At 59.0% G+C, this 22,125-nt stretch carries 17 protein-coding genes; 11 read left to right on the top strand and 6 right to left on the bottom strand.

Going from position 1 to position 22,125, the window contains the following annotated elements:
- Positions 1-191: 191 nt before the first annotated feature.
- The 4 genes from TG4357_RS15995 to TG4357_RS15980 all read left to right on the top strand — a co-directional run bounded on the left by TG4357_RS15995 (position 192) and on the right by TG4357_RS15980 (position 6,136).
- On the top strand, positions 192-1,493 hold the full coding sequence (locus tag TG4357_RS15995) for an efflux RND transporter periplasmic adaptor subunit (protein ID WP_058263884.1): 1,302 nt from the start codon (positions 192-194) through the stop codon (positions 1,491-1,493).
- Complete coding sequence (locus TG4357_RS15990; RefSeq protein ID WP_058263883.1) at positions 1,490-4,639, top strand: efflux RND transporter permease subunit; 3,150 nt, start codon at positions 1,490-1,492, stop codon at positions 4,637-4,639. Before TG4357_RS15995 ends, TG4357_RS15990 begins: the two co-directional genes overlap by 4 nt.
- Positions 4,640-4,892: 253 nt before the next feature.
- Positions 4,893-5,285 carry a protocatechuate 4,5-dioxygenase subunit alpha gene (ligA, locus tag TG4357_RS15985; protein WP_058263962.1) on the top strand — a complete coding sequence of 131 codons (393 nt, stop codon included), beginning with the start codon at positions 4,893-4,895 and terminating at the stop codon, positions 5,283-5,285.
- Positions 5,285-6,136 (top strand): class III extradiol dioxygenase subunit beta, encoded by an 852-nt coding sequence (locus TG4357_RS15980; protein ID WP_058263882.1) that lies wholly within the window; start codon positions 5,285-5,287, stop codon positions 6,134-6,136. The genes ligA and TG4357_RS15980 overlap by 1 nt, the downstream gene beginning before the upstream one ends.
- Positions 6,137-6,216: 80 nt before the next feature.
- On the opposite strand, the gene TG4357_RS15975 is transcribed toward TG4357_RS15980, so the two are convergent.
- A complete protein-coding gene (locus TG4357_RS15975; protein ID WP_199484667.1) occupies positions 6,217-7,524 on the bottom strand; it encodes a Glu/Leu/Phe/Val family dehydrogenase in 1,308 nt (435 codons plus the stop codon).
- A gap of 597 nt (positions 7,525-8,121) precedes the next feature.
- Between TG4357_RS15975 and TG4357_RS15970 the strand changes: the two genes are divergently transcribed.
- The 7 genes from TG4357_RS15970 to TG4357_RS15940 all read left to right on the top strand — a co-directional run bounded on the left by TG4357_RS15970 (position 8,122) and on the right by TG4357_RS15940 (position 16,524).
- Positions 8,122-9,150 carry a BMP family lipoprotein gene (locus tag TG4357_RS15970; RefSeq protein WP_058263881.1) on the top strand — a complete coding sequence of 343 codons (1,029 nt, stop codon included), beginning with the start codon at positions 8,122-8,124 and terminating at the stop codon, positions 9,148-9,150.
- A 70-nt stretch (positions 9,151-9,220) separates the two neighbouring features.
- Entirely contained in the window at positions 9,221-10,744 is a 1,524-nt protein-coding gene (locus TG4357_RS15965; protein WP_058263880.1) for an ABC transporter ATP-binding protein, read from the top strand.
- Positions 10,741-11,895, top strand: coding sequence for an ABC transporter permease (locus tag TG4357_RS15960; RefSeq protein WP_058263879.1), 1,155 nt, complete (start codon positions 10,741-10,743; stop codon positions 11,893-11,895). The genes TG4357_RS15965 and TG4357_RS15960 overlap by 4 nt, the downstream gene beginning before the upstream one ends.
- Positions 11,892-13,160: an ABC transporter permease gene (locus TG4357_RS15955; protein ID WP_058263878.1), complete on the top strand. Its 1,269-nt coding sequence runs from the start codon at positions 11,892-11,894 to the stop codon at positions 13,158-13,160. The genes TG4357_RS15960 and TG4357_RS15955 overlap by 4 nt, the downstream gene beginning before the upstream one ends.
- A gap of 157 nt (positions 13,161-13,317) precedes the next feature.
- Positions 13,318-14,577: an efflux RND transporter periplasmic adaptor subunit gene (locus TG4357_RS15950; RefSeq protein WP_058263877.1), complete on the top strand. Its 1,260-nt coding sequence runs from the start codon at positions 13,318-13,320 to the stop codon at positions 14,575-14,577.
- A gap of 1 nt (position 14,578) precedes the next feature.
- Positions 14,579-15,319 carry an ABC transporter ATP-binding protein gene (locus tag TG4357_RS15945; RefSeq protein WP_058263876.1) on the top strand — a complete coding sequence of 247 codons (741 nt, stop codon included), beginning with the start codon at positions 14,579-14,581 and terminating at the stop codon, positions 15,317-15,319.
- Positions 15,316-16,524, top strand: a complete 1,209-nt coding sequence (locus TG4357_RS15940; protein ID WP_058263875.1) for an ABC transporter permease — start codon at positions 15,316-15,318, stop codon at positions 16,522-16,524. Before TG4357_RS15945 ends, TG4357_RS15940 begins: the two co-directional genes overlap by 4 nt.
- Before the next feature lie 28 nt (positions 16,525-16,552).
- Here the strand turns inward: TG4357_RS15940 and TG4357_RS15935 are convergent, their stop codons facing one another.
- From TG4357_RS15935 to TG4357_RS15915, 5 genes are all read right to left on the bottom strand, one after another.
- Entirely contained in the window at positions 16,553-17,773 is a 1,221-nt protein-coding gene (locus TG4357_RS15935; RefSeq protein ID WP_058263874.1) for a serine hydrolase domain-containing protein, read from the bottom strand.
- 98 nt (positions 17,774-17,871) lie between these two features.
- Positions 17,872-18,903: an extracellular solute-binding protein gene (locus TG4357_RS15930; RefSeq protein WP_058263873.1), complete on the bottom strand. Its 1,032-nt coding sequence runs from the start codon at positions 18,901-18,903 to the stop codon at positions 17,872-17,874.
- Positions 18,904-18,953: 50 nt separating this feature from the next.
- Positions 18,954-19,796, bottom strand: a complete 843-nt coding sequence (locus tag TG4357_RS15925; RefSeq protein ID WP_058263872.1) for an ABC transporter permease — start codon at positions 19,794-19,796, stop codon at positions 18,954-18,956.
- Positions 19,789-20,742, bottom strand: a complete 954-nt coding sequence (locus TG4357_RS15920; protein ID WP_082644164.1) for an ABC transporter permease — start codon at positions 20,740-20,742, stop codon at positions 19,789-19,791. The genes TG4357_RS15925 and TG4357_RS15920 overlap by 8 nt, the downstream gene beginning before the upstream one ends.
- Positions 20,742-21,818 carry an ABC transporter ATP-binding protein gene (locus TG4357_RS15915; protein ID WP_425329300.1) on the bottom strand — a complete coding sequence of 359 codons (1,077 nt, stop codon included), beginning with the start codon at positions 21,816-21,818 and terminating at the stop codon, positions 20,742-20,744. Before TG4357_RS15915 ends, TG4357_RS15920 begins: the two co-directional genes overlap by 1 nt.
- Between the last annotated feature and the right edge of the window lie 307 nt (positions 21,819-22,125).

Genomic DNA, 22,125 nt, shown 5'->3' with positions numbered 1-22,125 from the left:
GGGGACGCAGCCCTGATTGATCGGCCCCGGGTTGCGAAAAGACAACTATTTCAGACAAGCCCGACCGGAGAGCTTTCTACCGTAATTTGAAAACTCTGCTTTGCGATCCGGGGCGAGTTGTGTTCATATTCGCCGGAATGAATGCTAAGCATTTTTTTACGCCCGTCCTTTGAATTGAAAGTGAACGCTAGATGTCAAAAGCGATCCGACTGATCTCTCGCCTGCTTGCCGTCAGCTTGCCCATAACGCTTGGGGCATTGACCGTCGCCTATTCGGATAATCTGGCTCAGCCCCCAGCCGCGAAAGAAAGCCTGCGCTCACCGACCGCAGTACGGGTCGTTACAATGGCCCCGATCGACATGGTGCCGCGTGTCAGCGGGTACGGCACGGTGGAACCCGCGCGCGAATGGCGGGCAATCGCACGGGTCGAAGCCGAAGTCGTCGAAACCGCGCCTGATCTGGCCAATGGCAAAACCGTGGACGCGGGCGCATTCCTGCTGCGGCTTGACGATACCGATCTGAAACTTTCACTGGCGCAGATCGATGCCCAGTTGGCAGCGCTGGCGGTCAAGGATCAAACGCTCGCGGCCAGTCTCGATCTGGCCAGCGCCGATCTGGAGTTGAGCCGTGGCGACTTGGCCCGCCAGAAATCACTGGCACAAGAAGGCGTCGCGACACAAGCCAGGGTAGACACCGCGCTGCGGGCCGAACTGTCGGCACGCAGCAAGGTTGTCGAAGTCGAAAATCAGCTGTCGTTGAACGCCGCCGAACGCGACGTATTGAAGGCGCAGCAGGCCGCCGTTGCGCGGTCGCTGGAATTCACCGAAATCACTGCCCCCTATGACATCCGTATCGGTGAAGTATCCGCCGAGCTGGGCCAAGTGGTGAATCGGGGACAGGTGCTTTTGACCGCCGAAGGATTGGAAGCGGCGGAAATCGCAGCACAATTTTCGATGGGCAGGATAGGGCCGCTGTTGCGGGCAGCGGGCGACGGGGCCACCGTTCTTGATCTGAAGGCCAAGGTCCGTCTGGCCGCGCCGGGTCATTCGGTGATGTGGGATGCAACGATTGACCGCATCGGTGAAGAGATCGATCCGCGGACCCAAAGCACCGCCATCGTCGTTCGTGTCGAAGACCCCTATGCCCAGGCCGAAGCCGGTGCCCGCCCGCCGCTGCGGCGCAACACCTTTGTCGAAGTCATCCTGACGGCCCCGAAACGTCCCGCGCTGATCGCGCCGCTGGATGCGGTCCGGGGTGGCAAGGCATTGATCGTGTCACCCGAAAGCACACTTGAAAAACGTGAGGTCACGATTGGCTATACCATCGGCGATATCGCGGTCATCAGCGCCGGGTTGGCGGAGGGTGACAAGCTGGTCGTGACCGATCCTGCCATCGCCGTACCGGGCATGGCCGTCAAGCCGATGGAAGACAGCAAGCTGTTGGCCCAGATCGTGGCGGCCGCAGGTGGCCAGAGTAAGGGTTCCAAGCAATGATCCGTCTGTTTGCCGTTCATCCTACTGCTGCCAATATCCTGATGCTGGCGCTGCTGGTGTTGGGCATCGCGGCGCTGCCGACGTTGCAACGCGACACCTTCCCGGTGACGCCGCCGTCCGAAGTGGAAATCCGCATTGCCTATCCCGGTGCGTCGCCCGCCGAGGTGGAATCCGGCATCTGTCAGGTGGCTGAAGATCCGTTGCGCGCCGTCGACAACCTTGATGAACTGTCCTGCCTGTCGCGCGACAACATGGCCGTGATTGTCGCCATGATCGTCGAAGGGGCGGACATGACCCGGTTTCACAACGACCTGAAAGCCGCAGTGGACGGGATCGGCCAATTTCCCGACCGCGCCGATGATCCGGTAACCCGGATCGTGGAACGGGTGGCATCGGTCGCATCGATTGCCGTCACCGGACCGGAAGACCCGAAGGCGCTGCTATCCTATGCCGATATGCTGGCGGAACGATTGAAGGCCGACCCGCAGATTTCACAGGTCAGCATCGATGGGTTTTCGGACCGCGAAATCGCCATCGAATTTGATGCCGCCCTGCTGCAACGCCACGGGCTGAGCATCGCCGATATTGTTCCGATCCTGACCCGCGACAGTCTTGACGTGCCTGCGGGCACGCTTGTGGGGCGCCAGGGCGAAGCATCGATCCGTTTTCTGGGTGAAAAGCGCAGCGTCGGTGAATTCGATGCCATCCTGCTGACCGGATCAACCACCGGTGCCGAGATTCGGCTGGGCGAAGTGGCAACGATCCGCGAAGAATTTTCCGATCTCGCCCAGGCCGCGTATTACAATGGCGACCGCGCGGCGATCGTGCAGGTGAACAAAACCGCGACGCAGGATTCGCTGCGGGTCAAGGCAGCGCTGGACAAGGTCATGACCGAGGCCCAGGCCACCGCGCCGGGCAATATCGCGCTGGCGATTTCACAGGATTCCACGCTGAACACCCGCGACCGTCTGCGGATCATCGGAGTGAACGGCATTCAGGGTCTGGTGCTGGTGCTGGTCGTGATGTGGTTGTTTTTTGGCTTTCGCTTTTCCTTCTGGGTGGCGATGGGGCTGCCGGTGTCGTTCCTCGGGACAATTTTCGCGATGCAACTTCTGGGCTACACCATCAACATGATGACGATGGTCGCGCTGTTGGTGGCGATCGGGTTGTTGATGGACGATTCCATCGTGATTTCCGAAAACATCGTGCGCCGCCGTCAGGCGGGGGAACGCGCGATCGACGCGGCAGTGAACGGTGCCCGGCAAGTGGCCCCCGGTGTGGTGGCGTCGTTTCTGACCACGGTGATGATCGTGGGGCCGCTTAGTTTCATGGATGGGCGGATCGGGGAGGTGCTTAAATACATTCCCATCGTTCTGGTGATCACCTTAATCGTCAGCCTGTTCGAAGCGTTCCTGATCCTGCCCCATCACATGCGCCATTCCCTTAAAGGCGATCTGCGTCCTAACCGGGTGTCGCGCGCAGTCAATGGCATCTTTGACGGGCTGCGCGACCGCGTGGTGGTGCCGCTGTCGGGGTTCAGCCTGCGCTATCGCTATGCCACTCTGGGGCTGGCGGGGTTTTTGATCCTGCTGTCGCTGGCGCCTTACACCGGCGGTTTCATCAAGTATCAAAGCTTCCCTACGCTTGAAAGCGACACGGTCGAAGCGCGGCTTTTGCTGGTGCAGGGATCGCCGCTGGACCGGACCGAGCAGCGCGTTGCCAAAGTCGTCGCGGCCTTGGACAAGATGAATGCGCAACTGACCCCCGATCAGCCCGAGGGACAGCCGCTGATCCAAAGCTATACCGTCACGTACAGCGCCAATGCCGACACCCCGGAAACCGGGGCCCATATGGCCACGGTCAGCGCCAAGCTGCTGCCTGCGGGCACCCGCAGCACGGATGTCGGACAGATCGTCGATCAATGGAAGAAACTGGTCGGCCCGATGCCCGACATGGCGGCGTTTCGCATCACGGACAAGGAACGCGGAGCTGGCGGCAAACCGATCGATATCCGTTTGCAGGGCGATGATCTGGACCAGTTGCGCGACACGGCAAAAGAAATGCGCAAATTTTTCCGCGACTTCGAAGGCGTGCGCGACGTGACCTTCGATTTGCAGCCGGGTAAATCCGAATACATCATCACGATGCGTCCGGTGGCGGCGTCGGCGCTTGGGGTGTCGGCGCAGGATGTGGCGACACAGTTGCGCGCAGGGTTCCGCGGCGATACCCCACTGGAGGTGCGCGACGGGCTTGGACCGCTGGATGTGGTGGCCCGGCTTGCGGCCGAGAACCGGATGAGCATGGATGACATCCTTGATCTGCGCATTCCCGGCGCCGGTGGTGCATTGGTTCCGTTGACGGCGGTTGCCGACGTCAAACAGGGGCGCGGATTTGCCGTGATCAACCGCGTAGACGGTCAGCGGACCGTCGCGGTTCAGGGCGCGATCAATGCCGCCGTGGCCAATTCGCGCGAATTGATGGAAGCGTTGCAGGCCGATTACCTGCCCGGACTGGCCGAAAAGCGCCCCGGCGTGTCCGTCAGCATTCTGGGTGAAGCCGAGGATACCGCGACCACCGGGTCATCGCTGGCCCGCAATATGATCATCGGGTTGATCGGGGTTTACCTGATCCTGTCGTTCCAGTTCCGCAGCTTCATTCAGCCGGTGGTGGTGATCGCGGCGATCCCGCTCAGCTTGATCGGGGTGATGTGGGGGCATATGGCGCTGGGGCTTCAGATTTCCTTGCCCAGCCTTGTCGGGCTGGCGACGCTGGCCGGTGTCGTGGTGAACGATTCAATCCTGCTGGCCGCGTTCATGAAGGATCGTTTTGCCCAAGGTGAAGACATGCTGGCCGCCGGACAGGAAGCCGTTCGCGACCGGTTCCGGTCGATCTTCCTGACCTCGCTGACCACGGTTGTGGGGCTTGGGCCGTTGCTGCTGGAACAAAGCACCCAAGCCCAGTTCCTGCGCCCCATCGTGGCAAGTCTGGCATTCGGTTTGACCGGGGCCACGCTGTTGGCGCTGTTCGTGACACCTGCGGTTCTTGCGATCCTTTATGACCTCGGGTTGGTCCGCCGCGAAAACCAGACAGAGGAAACGGCGCCACAGGATGGCATTGCCGAGACCGGGCGCATAGCGGACGCTTAGGCAATCCGTACCGGTTGACATGTTCGACCCAATTTCCCCTGCGGGCCTTGGGGCCCGCAGGGGAAGCGGTTTGGCTGATCGATTTGCCACCTGCCGCGCGGTGTTCGACTGGCGGGCCCTGTATGTCTTTGCGGGTCCGGCATTCACGATCCTTTTCGACGTCATGCTATAATGGGCCGTGGAAGCCGGGCCAACAGGCTGTTAGACCCGCCCCATGGAAGCACCCGACCACGCGCAAACAGGAGAACAGGATATGGCTGAAAAAGACTATGATGATATCCCCGGAACCTTTGTCTTCGACGCGGACAGATCGCGCGAAGGCTATTGGCTGAACCAGTTTTGCATCTCGCTTCGGCTTGCAAAGAACCGTGAGGCGTTCCGCGACGATCCAGAAGAGTACATGACACGTTATGCGATGACGGACGAACAGAAACAGGCGGTGCGCGATCGCGCTTGGAACCACCTGTTGGAACTGGGCGGCAACATTTACTACACCTCGAAACTGGCCTCGTTCGACGGCATCACCTTTCAGGATCTTGCTGCCAAAATGACCGGCATGGCGCGCGAAGACTATCGCGACATGATGCTGCATGGCGGGCGCAGCGTCGAAGGCAACCGATCGAAATCCGAATGGGAGAAGAAATAATGGCGAAAATCACCGCAGGCATTGGGTGTTCCCATGTCCCCGCCATCGGCGTGGCGATGGATACAGGCATCACCGAACAACCTTATTGGCAACCGGTTTTCAAAGGGTTCGAATTCAGCCGCAAATGGTGCAAGGACAACAAGCCCGATGTGATCTTCCTGGTCTATAACGACCATTGCACGGCGTTCGACGCGTCCTGCATCCCGACATTCGCGCTTGGCTGCGCTGCCGAATTCACCCCCGCCGACGAAGGTTGGGGGCCGCGCCCGGTGCCGGTGGTCAAGGGGCATCAGAAACTTGCCAGCCATATTGCGCAATCGGTGATCCTGGATGAATTCGATCTGACCATCATGAACGAAATGGAAGTCGACCACGGGTTGACGGTGCCGTTGTCGGTGATGTTCGGCGAAATCCCGCAGGACGGTGCATGGCCCTGCCCGGTTATTCCGCTGGCGGTGAACGTGGTGCAATACCCTGCCCCGACCGCGAACCGCTGTTACAATCTTGGCAAGGCGATCCGCCGCGCCATCGACAGCTATCCCGAGGATCTGAATGTCCATATCTATGGCACGGGCGGGATGAGCCACCAGCTTCAGGCCGAACGCGCCGGGCTGATCAATGCCGAATGGGATGGCCGTTTTCTCGACATGATCGCCAACGATCCCGACAAGGCGCGGCAGATCAGCCATCTGGAATTCCTGCGTGAAACCGGGTCCGAAGGGATCGAAATGGTGATGTGGCTGGTGATGCGTGGGGCGCTGGACGACAAGGTGACCGAAGTCCACCGCCACTATCACGTCCCGGCGTCCAATACGGCGGTGGGGCATATCATCCTGGAAAACCACGATTGATATCGGGATTGGCTGGGGGCGCGATGGTCTGCGCCTCCAGCCAATCGCTGGCCGTATCCCATAACGGCTGAACCGCGCGGTCAGGTGTCTTCGAAATAGGCCTGAGTGCCGCGGGCTTCTACGGATTCGGCGATGCGGCGCAGGCCGTGAACATAAGCGGCTTCGCGCATCGACAGGTTCATTTCATTATGCAGCGCCCAAACCGCTTGGGTTTCGGTTTCCATCGTGGTCTTGAGGTGATCGCGGACCCGCGATTCATCCCAGTAGAACCCGGACCGGTTCTGCACCCATTCCAGATGCGAAACCGTGACGCCCCCGGCATTGGCAAGAATGTCAGGGATGATGATATGACCGGCTTCGGTCAAGGCCTTGTCGGCTTCTGGCGACAGCGGCCCATTGGCCATTTCCAGAATGATGCGGGCCTTGATCCGATCACAGTTTTCTGCGGTGATCTGCCGTTCAAGCGCGGCTGGCACCAGAACATCGCACTCAAGTTCCAACAGATCGGCATTGGAAATGTTCTTTGTCTTGCCGTGGCCTTTGGCACCTTTGACGCTGCCAGTTTCGTGCTTGTGCTGCATCACCGCCAACGGATCGAGACCGCTGGCGTCGTAAATTCCGCTGCTGGAATCGCTGATACCGACGATTTTGTAACCGTCGGCATGCAACAGCTTGGCGCAATGATAACCGACATTGCCGAAGCCTTGAATGACGACGCTGGATTTGTCCGGTTCAAGGCCGAGCGAGCCTTCCAGATGGCGTAGCGCGATATAGCCACCGCGCGCGGTGGCATCGATGCGGCCGACGGTTCCGCCGAAAGCCAGCGGTTTGCCGGTGATGGCCGTAGGGGAGGCCTGCCCGGTGATCGAACTGTATTCGTCCGACATCCAGGCGATGACGATCCCGTTGGTGTACATGTCTGGTGCCAGAATATCGCGGTCAGGACCGATGAACGGGGCGAAGGCTTCGATATAGGCGCGGCTGAGGCGTTCGAGTTCGTTCGCCGAAAGCTGTTTGGTGTCAACGCAGACGCCCCCCTTGCCGCCGCCGAATGGCAGGTTGGCCACTGCGCATTTGAAGGTCATCCAGAATGAAAGGGTTTCGATTTCATCGAGTGACACATTGGGGTGAAAACGCACGCCGCCCTTGGTCGGGCCGCGCCGGTCGTTATATCGGCACCGCCAGGCCTTGAACGCGCGGCGGCTGCCGTCATCCATCCGGATCAGCAGGCTGATGGCCAATGTTTCGCGCGGCCATTTCAGTTCTTCGAAAACATCGGGATGGATGTTGAGCTGATCACAGGCGTTGCGCAGATTTTCGCGGGCATTTGCCAGCATGACCCGGCGCGGTTTTTCGGTACCTTCGGGGGCGGTTTTGTCGGTTTCCATTGCCTCATCTTTCCATGGCCGGACCGGGGCAGACATCTGGGTGGTTTCCCGGTTTCTGTCATTCCCTAGCCTGTTCGTTCGTATATACGCGTTCCGTCGCGTTCCAATGTTGCTTTTCGCCACATGACCTTCAAGATGCGCAGGACGCTTTTCGCCAAACCAAATAGATATCAAAACGCCACGATCAGGATGCCGGAATTGGCGCAGCCCCCCGGCGCAGCACGATTGCGTCCGTCAGTCAAACATCGCAGCCAACGGGCCCAAAACTCTCGGAGAGTGGAACAGACCGAAACCGCCAGACATTGGTGGTGCACATAGATGATCCAAGGTTCCGTCAGGGCAGCCAGATTTGTTGCAGCGGGTTTTCTTTTTCGAACCCGCAGATATTGTTGATTTGATGCCGGTTTCGGTTTTGTCAAAGGCGGCGTCTGCACGCGAGAGGGCTATTGACTCACAACAAAACAACCGCGTTAAGTTAACTTACTGTTTGGTCAAAGAACAATAAATTGCGGCCATGATACTAATTCAAAGGGAGAAATCCCGACACATGAAATTGCAGAACACAGGTTCTGCCCGTTTCCAACAGGGAGAGAAAAAATGACCTCTTTCACACGACATTTCCTGCGCGGCATCGCCGCCTCGGCGTTGATGCTCACGACTGTGACCGCAGCTTCGGCCTTTACAGCTTGCCAAGTCACTGACACCGGCGGGATCGACGACAACAGTTTCAACCAAACAGCATGGAAGGGCGTGCTGGACGCACAGGAAAAGCTGGGGGTCGAGGGCCGTTACCTCGAATCGCAAGCCGAATCCGATTACGAAGCGAACGTCAATTCGCTGCTGGGTGGTCAGTGCGATGTCATCTTTACCATTGGGTTCCTGCTGGGTGACGCGACCGCGAACGCGGCCAAGGCGAATCCCGATCAGAAATTTTCCATCGTCGACTTTGCCTATGATCCGACCATCCCGAACGTGCTGGGCCAGGTTTACGCAACCGACCAGGCCGCGTTCCTTGCCGGTTACCTGTCGGCCGGGATGAGCAAGACCGGAATCGTCGGCACCTTCGGCGGCATCAACATCCCGCCGGTGACCATCTTCATGGACGGTTTTTCTGCCGGGGTTGACTATTACAACGAGCAGAAAGGCACCACGGTGCAGGTGCTCGGCTGGAATGCGGAAAGCCGCGAAGGGCTGTTCACCAACAACTTCGATTCGCTGGATGACGGGCGCGCTTTTGCGCAAAACCTGTATGATGAAGGTGCAGATATTGTGCTGCCGGTGGCAGGACCTGTTGGCCTTGGATCTGCGGCACTGGCGGATGAGCTGGGCACAGAGGCGCTCAAAATCGTCGGCGTGGATGCAGACCTTTACCTGACCGATCCGGCGAAGAAGCATGTCTACCTCACTTCGATCATGAAGCGCATGGATTCGACCGTCTACCAAGTGACGGAAACGACCATGAAAGGTGAATTCGAGGGCGGCTTGATCGTCGGCACACTGGAAAACGAAGGTGTCGGTCTTGCCCCGTATCATGACATGGAAGACATGATCCCCGCCGACCTGAAAGCCGAAGTCGAGGCAATCAAGCAAGGCATCATCGACGGTTCCATCAAAGTCGGAGGCTAAGGCCAAGACAATCCGGCGCGCCCGTTTTGACATCGGCGCGCCGGCCCCTTTCGGACAGGGAGCGACCTAAATGGACGTCGAGTTAAGAGGAATAACCAAGCGTTTCGGCCCTGTGGTGGCCAATGCCGGTGTGAATCTGGAAATAAAGGGCGGTGAAGTTCTGGGCCTGCTGGGCGAAAACGGCGCGGGCAAGTCGACGCTGATGAACGTGCTTTGCGGCCTGTACCATCAGGACGAAGGTGAAATCCTGATCGACGGCAAACCGGTGAAGTTCGATGGGCCGGGCGCATCAATTGCCGCCGGGATCGGCATGGTCCACCAGCATTTCATGTTGGTTCCGGTGTTCACTGTCGCCGAAAATGTTGTGCTGGGCGTCGAACCCACCGGGCGGTTCGACCGCCTCGACCTTGAAACCGCACGCGCGCAAGTCCGTGAAATCAATGATAAATACGGTCTTGAGGTCAATCCTGACGCGCTGATTGAAGATTTGCCCGTCGGCATCCAGCAGCGGGTTGAAATCCTGAAAGTCCTGTTTCGGTCAGCCGATGTGCTGATCCTTGACGAACCCACCGCCGTGCTGACCCCGCAGGAAGTTGACGATTTCTTTGAAATCGTGAAATCGCTGCGCGACGCCGGCAAGGCGATCGTCTTCATTACCCACAAGCTGCACGAAATTCTTGAGATCTCGGACCGCATCAGCGTGCTGCGCGCCGGGCGGATTACCGGCGAAGGCGACCCCCGCCAATTGACCGAAGAACAGCTTGCCGAAATGATGGTGGGGCGGCCCGTCAGCTTCACCGTGGACAAGACCCCGGCCACGCCGGGTCAGCCGATGCTGGATATCAAAGATCTTGTGGTCATGCGCGACAACGATGAAATCGCGGTCAATCATCTGAGTCTGACGGTCAATTCCGGCGAGGTTGTCGGCATCGCCGGTGTACAAGGCAATGGTCAAACCGCTTTGGTCGAAGCCATAACCGGGCTGACGCACACGTCTTCGGGGGCCATTGTATTTGATGGCGACGACATTACCCGCATGTCGGTCCGCGAACGCCACCGCCGTGGTATGGCGCATATCCCCGAGGATCGCCACAAATCCGGCATGATCGCGAATTTCACCATCGCCGAAAACATGGTGCTGAATTCCTATTATGATGATGAATATGCCCGCGGCGCCGCGATCGATTGGCCCCATGTGTCCGAAACCGCCGCGGCGTTTTGCGTCGATTTCGACATCCGCACGCCAAGTGTATTTCTACAGGCGGGCAACCTGTCGGGTGGCAATCAGCAAAAGATGGTCGTGGCGCGGGAACTTGAGCGCGAAACCAAGCTTGTCATCGCGGCGCAGCCGACGCGGGGATTGGACGTGGGATCAATCGAATACATCCACAAGCGCCTGATCGGCAGCCGCGACGAAGGCGATGGGGTTCTCATCGTGTCGTCCGAGCTGGATGAAATCATGGCGCTGTCTGACCGCATTGTGGTGATGTACAAGGGCCGGATCGTGGCCCAGTTTGACAATACCGGCGGCAAGGCGGATCGCAACGCGATCGGTCTGGCCATGGCCGGAGCCACGGAAGGTGCGGCGGCATGACCACATCCATCGGAAAACGCGAATTGGACGACGCTGGTCGTGCGCTGCTCAATCGCTCGACGCGGGGACGGCAGGATTTTGAAGATCTGGTTGTCGTGCCGGTTTTTGCGGTGATCGTGGCCCTGATCCTTGGGGCCTTGATCATGTTTGCCACAGGTGTCGATTTGCCGACGATCGGCAAAAGTTTCGTGGCCTTGGCCAAGGGATCGGTGGGGTCTCTCAGCGCCGTTTCGGAAACGTTGACGGCTGCGATACCTCTGGTATTGGCCGGGCTTGGGCTTGGGCTTGGGTTCCGGGCCGGGCTGTTCAATATCGGGGCCGAGGGTCAGCTTTTGCTGGGCGGCACGGCGGCGGTGGTGTTTTCATTCACCTTTGACGGTCTGCCCTTCGCGCTGCTGATGCCGCTTTCGCTTCTTGCGGGGGCGGTGGTGGGCGGGCTTTACGCCTCGATTGCTGGGATTTTGAAAGCAACCACCGGGGCCCATGAGGTAATTTCGACGATCATGCTGAACCTGATTTCGTTCCAGTTGCTGAATTACCTGCTGCGACAACCGTTCATCCAGAAAGAAGGCCGGTCCGATCCGATTTCGAAATCGGTGCCCGACGCGGGCCAATTGCCGCGCTTGCTGGACTGGATCGATCCCAATCTTAGGGTGCATGCCGGGTTGTTCCTGATGCTTGGCGCTGTCGCGTTGGTCTGGTGGCTTTTGTTCCGATCAAAGATCGGTTTCGCGTTCCGTGCCAGCGGTGAAAACCCGGATGCGGCCCGCTATGCCGGGATCAAGTCGGGCCTTGTGATTGTCGCCGCGATGGGCACCGCCGGAGCACTGGCAGGGCTTGCCGGTGCAGCACAGGTTCTGGGCGTTCTGGACCGGGCAAGCCCCGGATTTTCAGCCGGAATCGGGTTTGACGCCATCGCGCTTGCCCTGCTGGGGCGGTCGCATCCGGTCGGCATCCTGTTTGCCGGCCTGCTGTTCGGCGGATTGGAAGCGGGCGGGCGACAGATGCAGGTGGATGCGGGCGTGTCGATCGACCTGATCGCCATCATTCAGGCCCTGATCATCGTGTTCATCGCAGCACCGCTGCTGGTACGCGCGATTTTTCCATGGGGTTTCAGGAAATCCGACAATGCGTCTGGAGGTTCGCAATGACCAACGTGACCGAGGTGTCTATTGCTACTCAACATATCGAAACCGGAAAGCAGCGCCAATCGCGGATCATTGGCGGCCTTCTGATCCTGCTGGCGATTTTTGTCGTGGTTGTCTTTGGCTGGGGGCTTTCGGGGGACGCGACATTCCGCTTGTCGCGCCCGACAGATCCGTTTGCGCTGCCCAATCTCGTCGTTCCGTCCGCACCGTTCACCTATGTTGCCGCGGCACTGCTTGCCTTTCTGGGTGCCCGCGAACTTATCCGCGGCGGAACCCGCTGGACTTCGATGTCACTGGGTATTGGATTGGCAATTCTGGTGTTTGCCTTTCTCGTCTGGGCAACCACCGGCAAATCGTTTTCGCTGACCGGCATGTTGCAGGCCACGGTCGTGCGCGCCATGCCGATCGCGCTTGGCGGGCTTGCCGGGGTGCTGTGTGAACGCGTGGCCGTGGTCAATATTGCCATCGAGGGTATGCTGCTTGCCGGGGCGTTCACCGGGGCGCTGATCGGGTCGCTGCTCGGCGGCTGGGTCGGGTTGGTCGCAGCCGTGCTGGTCGGCGGGGCTTTCGGGCTTATCCTTGCGGCGCTCGTGGTGACCTACCGGATGGATCAGATCGTGGCCGGTGTGGTGATCAACCTTTTCGTTCTGGGCGTGACCAGTTATGTCAGTTCGCAGGTCTTTTCCGAAATGCGCCAACTGAACAACGCGCCGGTTTTCCGGGCGGTGAAAATCCCGTTTCTGGGTGACTTGCCGGTGATCGGGCCAATGCTGTTCAACCAGAACATCTTTGTCTATGGCGCACTGATCCTTGTGGCGGTTGCGACCTATTACCTGTTTCACACCCGCAGCGGATTGCGTGCAAGAGCGGTGGGCGAACACCCCCGTGCGGCCGATACGCTGGGGATCAACGTGTATCGCACCCGCTACATCCATGTCACGCTTGGCGGCATGGTCGCCGGGTTCGGGGGGGCTTGGTTCACGCTGGGGTCGGTCGGGCGCTTCGATGAAAACATGACCGGCGGGCGCGGCTATATCGGGTTGGCGGCGATGATTTTTGGCCGCTGGCACCCGGTTGGCGCTCTGATGGCGGCGCTGGTTTTCGGCTTTGCCGACTCGCTTCAGCAAAAGCTTGCGCTGCTAAACACGCCGATCCCTTCGGAATTCCTGTCGATGGCGCCTTATATCGCGACGATGATCGTCGTTGCCGGGTTGATTGGCCGGGCGCGCCCGCCCGCTGCTGACGGCAAACCCTATGTGAAGGAATGAACCGCGCGGGGCAAAATCGTTTACCCTGCCCCGCCCGGTGCTGAACCAAGAAATACGACGGAAAAATCTTTCCAGACCGTAGATGATTTGAATCAATGCTCTTTGCGGTGAATTGCAGGAGAGTACGCGAAAATCCAATCCGGTCCGGAGCCACAACATGAGCGAAATTCAAAGCGAGATCGAAGCGTCTCTTGGTGTCGGCGATACGAAACATCATCTGAAGACATGGCTGCTTTGGATCGGCGTGGCGGTTGTTTTGGGCGCAATCGGCTGGTGGTGGATGCAAGACGCCGAAGAACGCGCCAAGGTGACCTATATCACCGAAAAGGTAAGCCAAGGGGATCTGACCGTGACCGTCACGGCAACCGGCGCGATCGAACCGACCAATCAGGTTGAGATTTCATCGGAGCTGTCTGGAACGATTGCCGAAGTATTGGTGGATTACAACGACACGGTCACGGCGGGTCAGGTCCTTGCCAGAATGGATACGGTCCAATTGGACGCCCAGTTGGCGGTTCAAGAGGCCAATCATGCGGCCGCCGATGCACAATTGGCCAATGCCCGCGCGAGCTTGGTCGAAGCCGAAGCAAATTACGACATTGCGCGGCAGTTGGACGAACGTGGGGTGACGTCGCGCACCAATCTGACCGTATCCGAAGCGGCATTGGGGCGTGCGCTTGCCAATGTGGCCAGTGCTCAGGCCAATGTGGATCTGGCACAGGCACAATTGGAGGCGCAAATAGCGGTCCTGAGCAAGGCCACGATCATTTCGCCGATCAATGGTATCGTATTGGACCGCACGGTGGATGCGGGTCAGATCGTGGCCGCCAGCCTGTCTGCCCCCAAGCTGTTCACCATCGCCGAGGATCTGGCGCAGATGGAATTGCAGGTCGATGTTGCCGAGGCCGATATTGGCCGCATCAACGTAGATGACAAAGCGATCTTCACCGTAGACGCCTATGATGATCACCCTTTTCCAGCGCAAATATCCATGGTGCGCTATGCCCCTGACAGCACGGATGGGTTGGTCACCTACAAGGCGATCTTGTCGGTCGAGAATGACAACCTGTTGCTGCGCCCCGGCATGACGGCCACGGCGGATATTTCGGTGGCGCAATATAACGACGTGTTGCTGGTGCCCAACGCGGCCTTGCGGTTCGCGCCGCCGCAGGTGGTCGAAGTTGAAGCGTCAGACAAGAACAGCGGTGGCGGCGGCTTGCTGGGTCTTATCATGCCTTCCCGTCCTGCGGATTCCACCCGGGCGGGATCCGACAGTACTCTTTGGGTGCTTCGGAATGATATCCCTGTCGAAATCGAGGTTGAAAAGGGCGACAGCGACGGTCTGCAAACCATCGTTGCCGGGGGCGATCTTGTCGATGGGGATCAGGTCATCACCGATATGATCGAGGGCCGGTAATATGGCCGGAGGCACACAATCCGACCCGCCCGTGATCGAACTGCGCCACGTCGACAAAACATATGGCCACGGTGCCGCCGAAGTGCGCGCCTTGAATGATTTCAATCTGACCATAGCGCCCGGGGAATTCGTGGCCCTGATGGGACCATCGGGGTCGGGAAAGTCGACAGCGATGAACATGATCGGTTGTCTCGACACCCCCACCAGCGGCGACTATCTGTTCAACGGGGTGCAGGTCGGGTCCCTTACCCAGAACCAGCGTGCGCTGTTGCGCCGAAACTACTTGGGTTTCGTGTTTCAGGGCTTCAACCTGCTGGCCCGAACAACGGCTTTGGACAACGTGGAACTTCCCCTGATCTACAAGGGCCTACCCCCGGCCCAACGCCGAGAACAGGCGTTGGATGCGTTGGCAAAGGTCGGACTGAAAGGGCGCGAACATCACGATCCTTCGGAACTGTCCGGCGGTCAGCAGCAGCGTGTCGCCATCGCTCGGGCGCTGGTCGCCCATCCACAGGTCATTCTGGCGGATGAACCCACCGGCAATCTGGATACCAAACGGTCATTGGAAATCATGGATTTGCTGAACGATTTGAACGTGCGTGACCACATAACCATTGTCATGGTCACACATGAAGAAGACATGGCCGCCTATGCCCACCGGGTGATCTGGATGGTTGACGGTCAGGTCGAACGCACCGGCACGCCCGAAGAGGTGTTCGCACAAGGAAGGCATAGCGCATGATCTGGCAAACCGTCCGTCTGGCGATCCAAGCCATCTTTCGCAACGCTTTGCGATCCATCCTGACCGTGTTGGGCATCGTCATCGGCGTGGCAGCCGTGATTGCCATGGTCACGGTGGGGCAAGGCAGTTCCGATCAGGTCACCGCAGATGTCGAAAAACTGGGGACGAATGTCTTGATGGTCCTGCCCGGGGCTGGGCAAATGGGACCGGGCAACAATTCGATTTCCGCCGCACTTGAATTGCAGGATGTCGACGCGTTGATTAATCAACTTTCCAGCGTGCGGACCGCCGCGCCCTATAACCAGACCAGCCTGAACGCGGTCTATGGGGCCGAGGATACACGTACATCGGTCGCGGGCACGGATGCGCGATACCTTGATGTCGTCGACTGGCCGGTGGTGCTGGGGCGCGGGTTCCTACCAGCCGAGGAAAATTCGGGCAAGGCCGTTTGCATCATCGGCGAAACCGTACGTCAGGACTTGTTCGGCAATACCGACCCGATCGGGGAAACCATACGGTTGAAAAACGTATCCTGCGATGTGATCGGTTTGCTTGAAGCGAAAGGAGCGTCAAGTTTTGGCACCGATCAGGACGATATCGTCATGATGCCGATCAAGGCGTTTCAGCGCCGGATCGTTGGGTCGAGCGACGTTTCGATCATCTATGTCGCGGCGATGGATGGCGTATCCACTGACCGCGCCGTGGTGGATATCGAAATGCTGATGCGCGAACGCCGCCGGATCGGCGACGGCGAAGAAGACGATTTCAATGTCCGCGACATGAAACAATTGGCGTCGATGTTGACAGGCATCACCAATGTGCTGACCGGGCTTTTGTCTGCGGTTGCAGCGGTTAGCCTGTTGGTTGGCGGGATCGGCATCATGAATATCATGCTCGTTTCCGTGACCGAACGCACCCGCGAAATCGGCATCAGGTTGGCAGTTGGGGCCACGGCCAATCAGGTTCTGTTGCAGTTTTTGGTAGAAGCCATCGTGTTGTCCACGATTGGCGGGATCGTGGGTATCCTGTTGGGTCTCGGGTTGGCGGCGGTGGCTTCGAACATCATGGTCATCCCTTTCAGCCCAAACCCCATGATCGTGCTGATTGCCTTTCTGTTTTCAGCGACGGTGGGGGTTGTGTTCGGCTATTTCCCAGCCCGCCGCGCCGCCCGCCTGGACCCAATCGAGGCACTGCGCTACCAGTGATCCATTGCCCGGCCTGAAACCGGCCGGGCTACAGGCATTCGACAATGGCTTCGCAGGCGCGGACCGCATCCTGACCGAATGAAGGGATCAGGTAGTCGGGCCAGCTTGACAGTTTGACGATCACGGTGTCGGCGCTGCGGTCGATGAAAATCATCTGCCCGAACACGCCGCGCGCCATGAAGACGCCTCGTTTCGGGTTATGAACCCACCAGAACCGCCGATAGGCGCCTTCGGGGGATAGCAGGTCGTAAGGGGTGCCGAATTTCGACGCGTCGGCACCACCGCAAATCCCGTCGATCCAAGCGCCGGGCACGATCTGCCGATCGCCCACCCGGCCGCCGTCCAGCATCATCTTTGCAAACCGGGCGTAATCGCGCAGCGTCGCATTGAAACCGCCATCGGCCAAAGCGGTGCCGGCATCATCCACCGTAAAAAAACCGTCATGTTCGCATCCGATATGCCGCCAGATCCTGTCGGACAGCAAAGTGGCAAGATCGGCACCGCCCACGCGTTCCAAAGCCCAGGCAATCACATCCGTTTCGATCGACCGATAAGAAAAGCTGAGCCCGTGCGCACGTTCCTGCGGCAAGGTCAGGATCACGTCGCGGATCGTAGGTTTGATTTCCCCGTCGCGGACCGGGCGCCAGCCAGAGGCCACGTCGACCCGGGTCATGTCGCTGCCTGCCAGCCCGTAATCTTCGCTGAAACGTGCGCCCGACAGCATGTCCAGCGCCTGATCTACCGTGCATGTCGCATAACCGGTGCCGGTCAGTTCGGGAATGATGTGTTCTAACGGGGCGGCCAGATCCAACAGGCCCTCGCCATGCAGGATACCAGCCAAGGCCCCGATAACCGATTTTGAAACCGATTGCCCCAGATGTGCGGCTTCGGGGTGAAAATCGTTGCCATAAAATTCTGTGACGATCGCGTCACCTTTGAGAACGAGCAAACCGTCGGTGTAACTTTCCCAGATCCAGTCGCTGATCGGCAGGGACCGCCCGTCATAGGTGGTGAACCGAATTCCAGACAGATCCTGAGAAACCTGTTCAAATCCCCGAACGGGGCCACCCCCGGCCCGCACATCCACGGTCGGAAACAGGCTGCGCATGTTTTGGAAGGACCAGCGATTGAACGGGGCCAGATCCCAGTTTTCCAGCGTCGGCCGTTTTTCCGGCGGCGGCGGAAAGCCCTGCATGATGCCGATTTCCCGCGCCGTTTTGGGCTTCAGGCTGTTTGATGTCCGCTGCATTGGGCAGGCTCCCCCGTGGTGGTCCACCGGGGGTGGACCACAGTCAAAAATCGTTGCAGTGGTGGCCGCAGGGGCCACCACGTCATTGTCGGGCTGGATTATTGCTTCAGGCGGGTCCAAACCTTGTTGTAAAGCTCAACCACGTCCTGATCGCAGGGTTTGACAAAATCGGGGGCCGGTGCATCCGCAGGCATCACGATTTCCGGGGCATCCAGCATTTCGGCATCCATGAATTTGTCCGATCCCAGAACACCGTTGGCATAGCGCGCAAAATTGGACGTCAGGGCCGCGTTTTCCGGGTCCATCATGAAGTTCACGAACAGTTTCGCGTTTTCCATGTTGGGCGCATCGGCCAGCACCGCTACATTGTCCATCCAGCCGGTGAAACCTTCTTTGGGATAGGCGTATTTCAGGGTCGGGCGATCATTGCGCGCGCGCATCGCGGCACCGTTCCAGCTTTGCGACAGATCGACATCTTTCGAGGTCAGTTTTTCGATCACCGCATAATCCATCGTGCGCCAGTCGTCCTTGGCCTTCAGCAACAGGTCGAGAAGTTGCTTCATCTGTTCCGGGTTCGAATTGCAGCGCGGATAATCCAGATAGCGCAGACCAGCATTGATCACATCGTTCATGTCGTTGAGCATGTTGATGCGGCCTTTCAGTTCGGCCGGCGGGTTGAACACGATTTCAAGCGTGTTGATGTCGCCGCCATAAACGTCCGCATCCACGGTGAAGCTGGTGGTTCCCCACTGATACGGCACCGAATATTTGCGGCCCGGATCCCAATAGACATCGATCCAGTTCGGGTCGAGGTTTTTGAAATTGTCCATTTCCGAAGCGTTGATTTCGGCCAGAAGCCCCTCTTCCACCATGATGGCGACCATGTAATCGCCGGGCACCACGATGTCGTAACCGGTGCCGCCTTCCTTGACCTTGGCCAGCATGGTTTCATTGCTGTCATAGCCATCCAGCGTGACGTCTATGTCGTATTGCGCTTCGAATTTCTTGATCATCTCGGGGTTGGTGTAGTTGCCCCAGTTATAGATGTTCAACTTGCCTTCGGCCTGCGCCTGCACAGCGGTTAGGGCGATGACGGATGTGACCGCCGCCTTGAATAGTTTCGAGTTCATTTCAGGTCCTCTCGTTGGTTGGGATTGGCCCGTGTCGCACGGGCTTCTGGTTATTTGCGGTTGCGTTGAAGCAGGAAGGTCATCGCCACCATTGCGACCGTCAGCACGATCAGGACGGTCGAGACCGCGTTGACCTCTGGTGTGACGCCGCGCCGGATCTGGCCGAGAATGTAAATCGGCAAAGTCGTCTCGCCCGGCCCTGCGACCAGCAGCGTGATGATCACGTCGTCCAGCGACACCACGAAAGCCAGCATCGCCCCGGCCAGAATCCCCGGCATCAGCAAGGGAAGCGTCACATGTCGGAATGCCTGCCAGGGCGTCGCATAGAGATCGGCGGCAGCAGTTTCGAAGGTTTCGGACATGTCGGCAAGACGGGCACGGACCGGCATGAAGGCAAACGGAATGCAAAACACCGTATGCGCCAGGATCAACCAGCCCAGCCCGGACAGTCCGGTCAACTGCCGCAACATTGAAAAGAACGCCAGCGTGGCGATCGCGGTAACGATTTCGGGGATCATCAGCGGTTGATTGATCAGGGCAATCGCGGCCGACCGGCCGAAAAACCCGCCACCGCGCGTCGTCGCCAGTGCGGCCATGGTTGCGATCATCGTCGAAATCACCGTCGCGGTCGCCGCCACTTGGATCGAGATCACCGCCGCGTGCCGGATATCCCCGTTATCGAGCGCCGCAGCGTACCAGCGCAGGCTGAATTCGGTCCAGCGCACCACCGAACGGTTATCGTTGAACGAAAACACGATCAGGATCACGATCGGCGCGTAAAGCAGCAGCAAAACGACCCATGACAGGCCCGTGAACAAGGGTTGGCGGCGCAATTCCCGGGTGCCTGTGGCACGGCGCAGGAATGTCGGTTTGTGGCGGAGGGGCTCAGCCATGACGATTTTCCTTTTCAGCACCGGCACGCAGCGACAGCAGCAGCGCGATCAGCACCACCGCCATCAGGATCAGCGCCGCAGCGGACCCAAACGGCCAGTTACGCCCCGACCCGAACTGCATCGCAATCAGGTTTCCGATCATCAGTTTCTTACCGCCGCCCAGAAGTTCGGGCGTGATATAAGCGCCCAGCGCGGGGATCAGCACCAAAGCACAGCCGGCCACGATACCCGGGCGGCTGATCGGGATGATGATGTGGCGGAACACCTGTATCCGCGAAGCATAAAGATCGTGCCCGGCCTCAAGCAGAGCAAAGTCGAATTTTTCCAGCGATGCATAGATCGGCAGGATCATGAAGGGCAGATAGCTATAGACCAGCCCGGCCAGAACGGCACCGTCGGTATAGAGCATCTGCATCGGTGCGCCGATCACGCCGAGTTTCATCAGGGCGAGGTTGATAAAGCCTTCGTCGCGCACGATCAGAAGCATCGAATAGGTGCGGATCAGCAGGTTGGTCCAGAACGGCAACGTGATCGCGAAAAGCCAAGCGTTGCGCTGTTCGGGCGGGCGGGCGGCAATGAAATAGGCCACCGGAAATCCCAACATCAAGGTGCCGCACATCGTCAGGATTGCCAACCCGAAGGATCGCCCGAAAATCTGCAAATAGGCGCTGTTGAACCCCAGCGTATCGTCGAAGATATCCCGTTCGAACAGGAACTGGACATAAGCATCGGTCGAAAAGGACCATTCAACACCGCCATAAGTGCCCGGTTCCAAAAACGAATAGATCAAGGCAATCGACAATGGGGCCAGCCCGAATATCCCGATGATCCCCAGAGCCGGAAGCAGCAAAAACAGCCGGACGCGGCGCTTGGCCTTAGCGCGGGCCTGCACCGCCTGTTGCAGGTTTTGCGATCCTGTCGCGGGCTGTTGCACAATATCCGCCATCAGTCTGCCAGAACCTGCAACATCGCGCTATCGCAATTCAGCCCGACCAAGGTGCCCGCAGGGCTTGGCCGGTCGACCTGCGCCTGAATTTCGGTCCCGTCTTCGAGGCGGATCGACATCTGCGACCCGGCCCCGAAATAGGTGGCGTCGCGCACGGTCCCTATCAGCAGCGCAGCGTCTGACGCAGCATCGCAAATCGTGATGGTTTCGGGCCGCAGCGCGACATGGACGGGGCCCGGCACCAGCGTGGCGCTGGCGGTTTTGACGCTCAGTGAGCGCCCCTCACCAAATCGGATCTGGGCCATCGGGCCATCATATCCCAGCAATTCACCGGTCACGATATTGGTATCACCGATGAAATCGGCGACGAACCGGCTTTGCGGTGCGGTATAGATGTCTTCGGGGGTGCCAACCTGCTGCACCGCGCCTGCCGACATCACCGCGATCTGGTCGGACATCGCCAAGGCTTCGCTTTGGTCATGGGTCACGAAAACGAAGGTGATACCGGTTTCGGCCTGCAACCGCTTGAGTTCACTTTGCATGCCCTTGCGCAGCTTCAGATCCAGCGCCGATAGCGGTTCATCCAGCAACAACACCTTTGGCCGTGGCGCCAAGGCACGGGCCAAGGCCACGCGCTGCTGCTGCCCGCCCGAAAGCTGATCCACCCGGCGCGCGGCAAAGGCCCCCAGTTGGACCAGATCAAGCATTTCTTCGATCGTAGCGGCGATTTCCGTCTTTGGCCGCTTTAGCATTTCCAGCCCGAAGCCAATGTTGCGCGCCACGCTCATATGCGGAAACAGGGCGTAGTTCTGAAACACCGTGTTCACCGGCCGTTTATGCGGCGGCAAATGACCGATCGAATCCCCGTCCAGCCGAATTTCACCCTCACTGGGCAGTTCGAACCCGGCGATCAGTCTGAGCAAAGTCGTCTTGCCGCATCCCGACGGCCCCAGCAGGGTGAAAAAGCTTCCTTCCGGAATGATCAGCGAAACATCCTCCAGCGCCATCACCGCAGTGGCACCTTCGCCGAATTTTTTAGTCACATGTCTGACGTCAATCATGGTTTGTCCCGGCATTCTCTGTTGGCGGTGTCGGGTTTCAAAGTAAGGCCGGGAACACCGTCTTGGGAATACCCCCAGAGAAGGGGGTGCGATCTACCCCCAAAGGGGTAAATGCAAACGGGACAGCGCACACTCTGCACATGTGTGAACATGCTTTGTTACATAAACCCGATGATGGGCAGAATTCCCCTAGAGAGGGTTTGCGCAACAATGCCCTCAGACATGATCCGGCGCGTTTCGTCGCGCCGATGACCTGACGTTAATTGGGCAAGAATGTCTTTGCGCGTGCTGTCCGCTTTGACAAGACTGACGCAAAAGCTGG

The sequence above is a fragment of the Thalassovita gelatinovora genome (assembly GCF_001458355.1).
In the GTDB taxonomy this organism is placed as follows: domain Bacteria; phylum Pseudomonadota; class Alphaproteobacteria; order Rhodobacterales; family Rhodobacteraceae; genus Thalassobius; species Thalassobius gelatinovorus.
The sequence above is the reverse complement of the archived record's forward strand: the minus strand, read 5'-3'. Positions and strand labels throughout refer to the sequence as shown.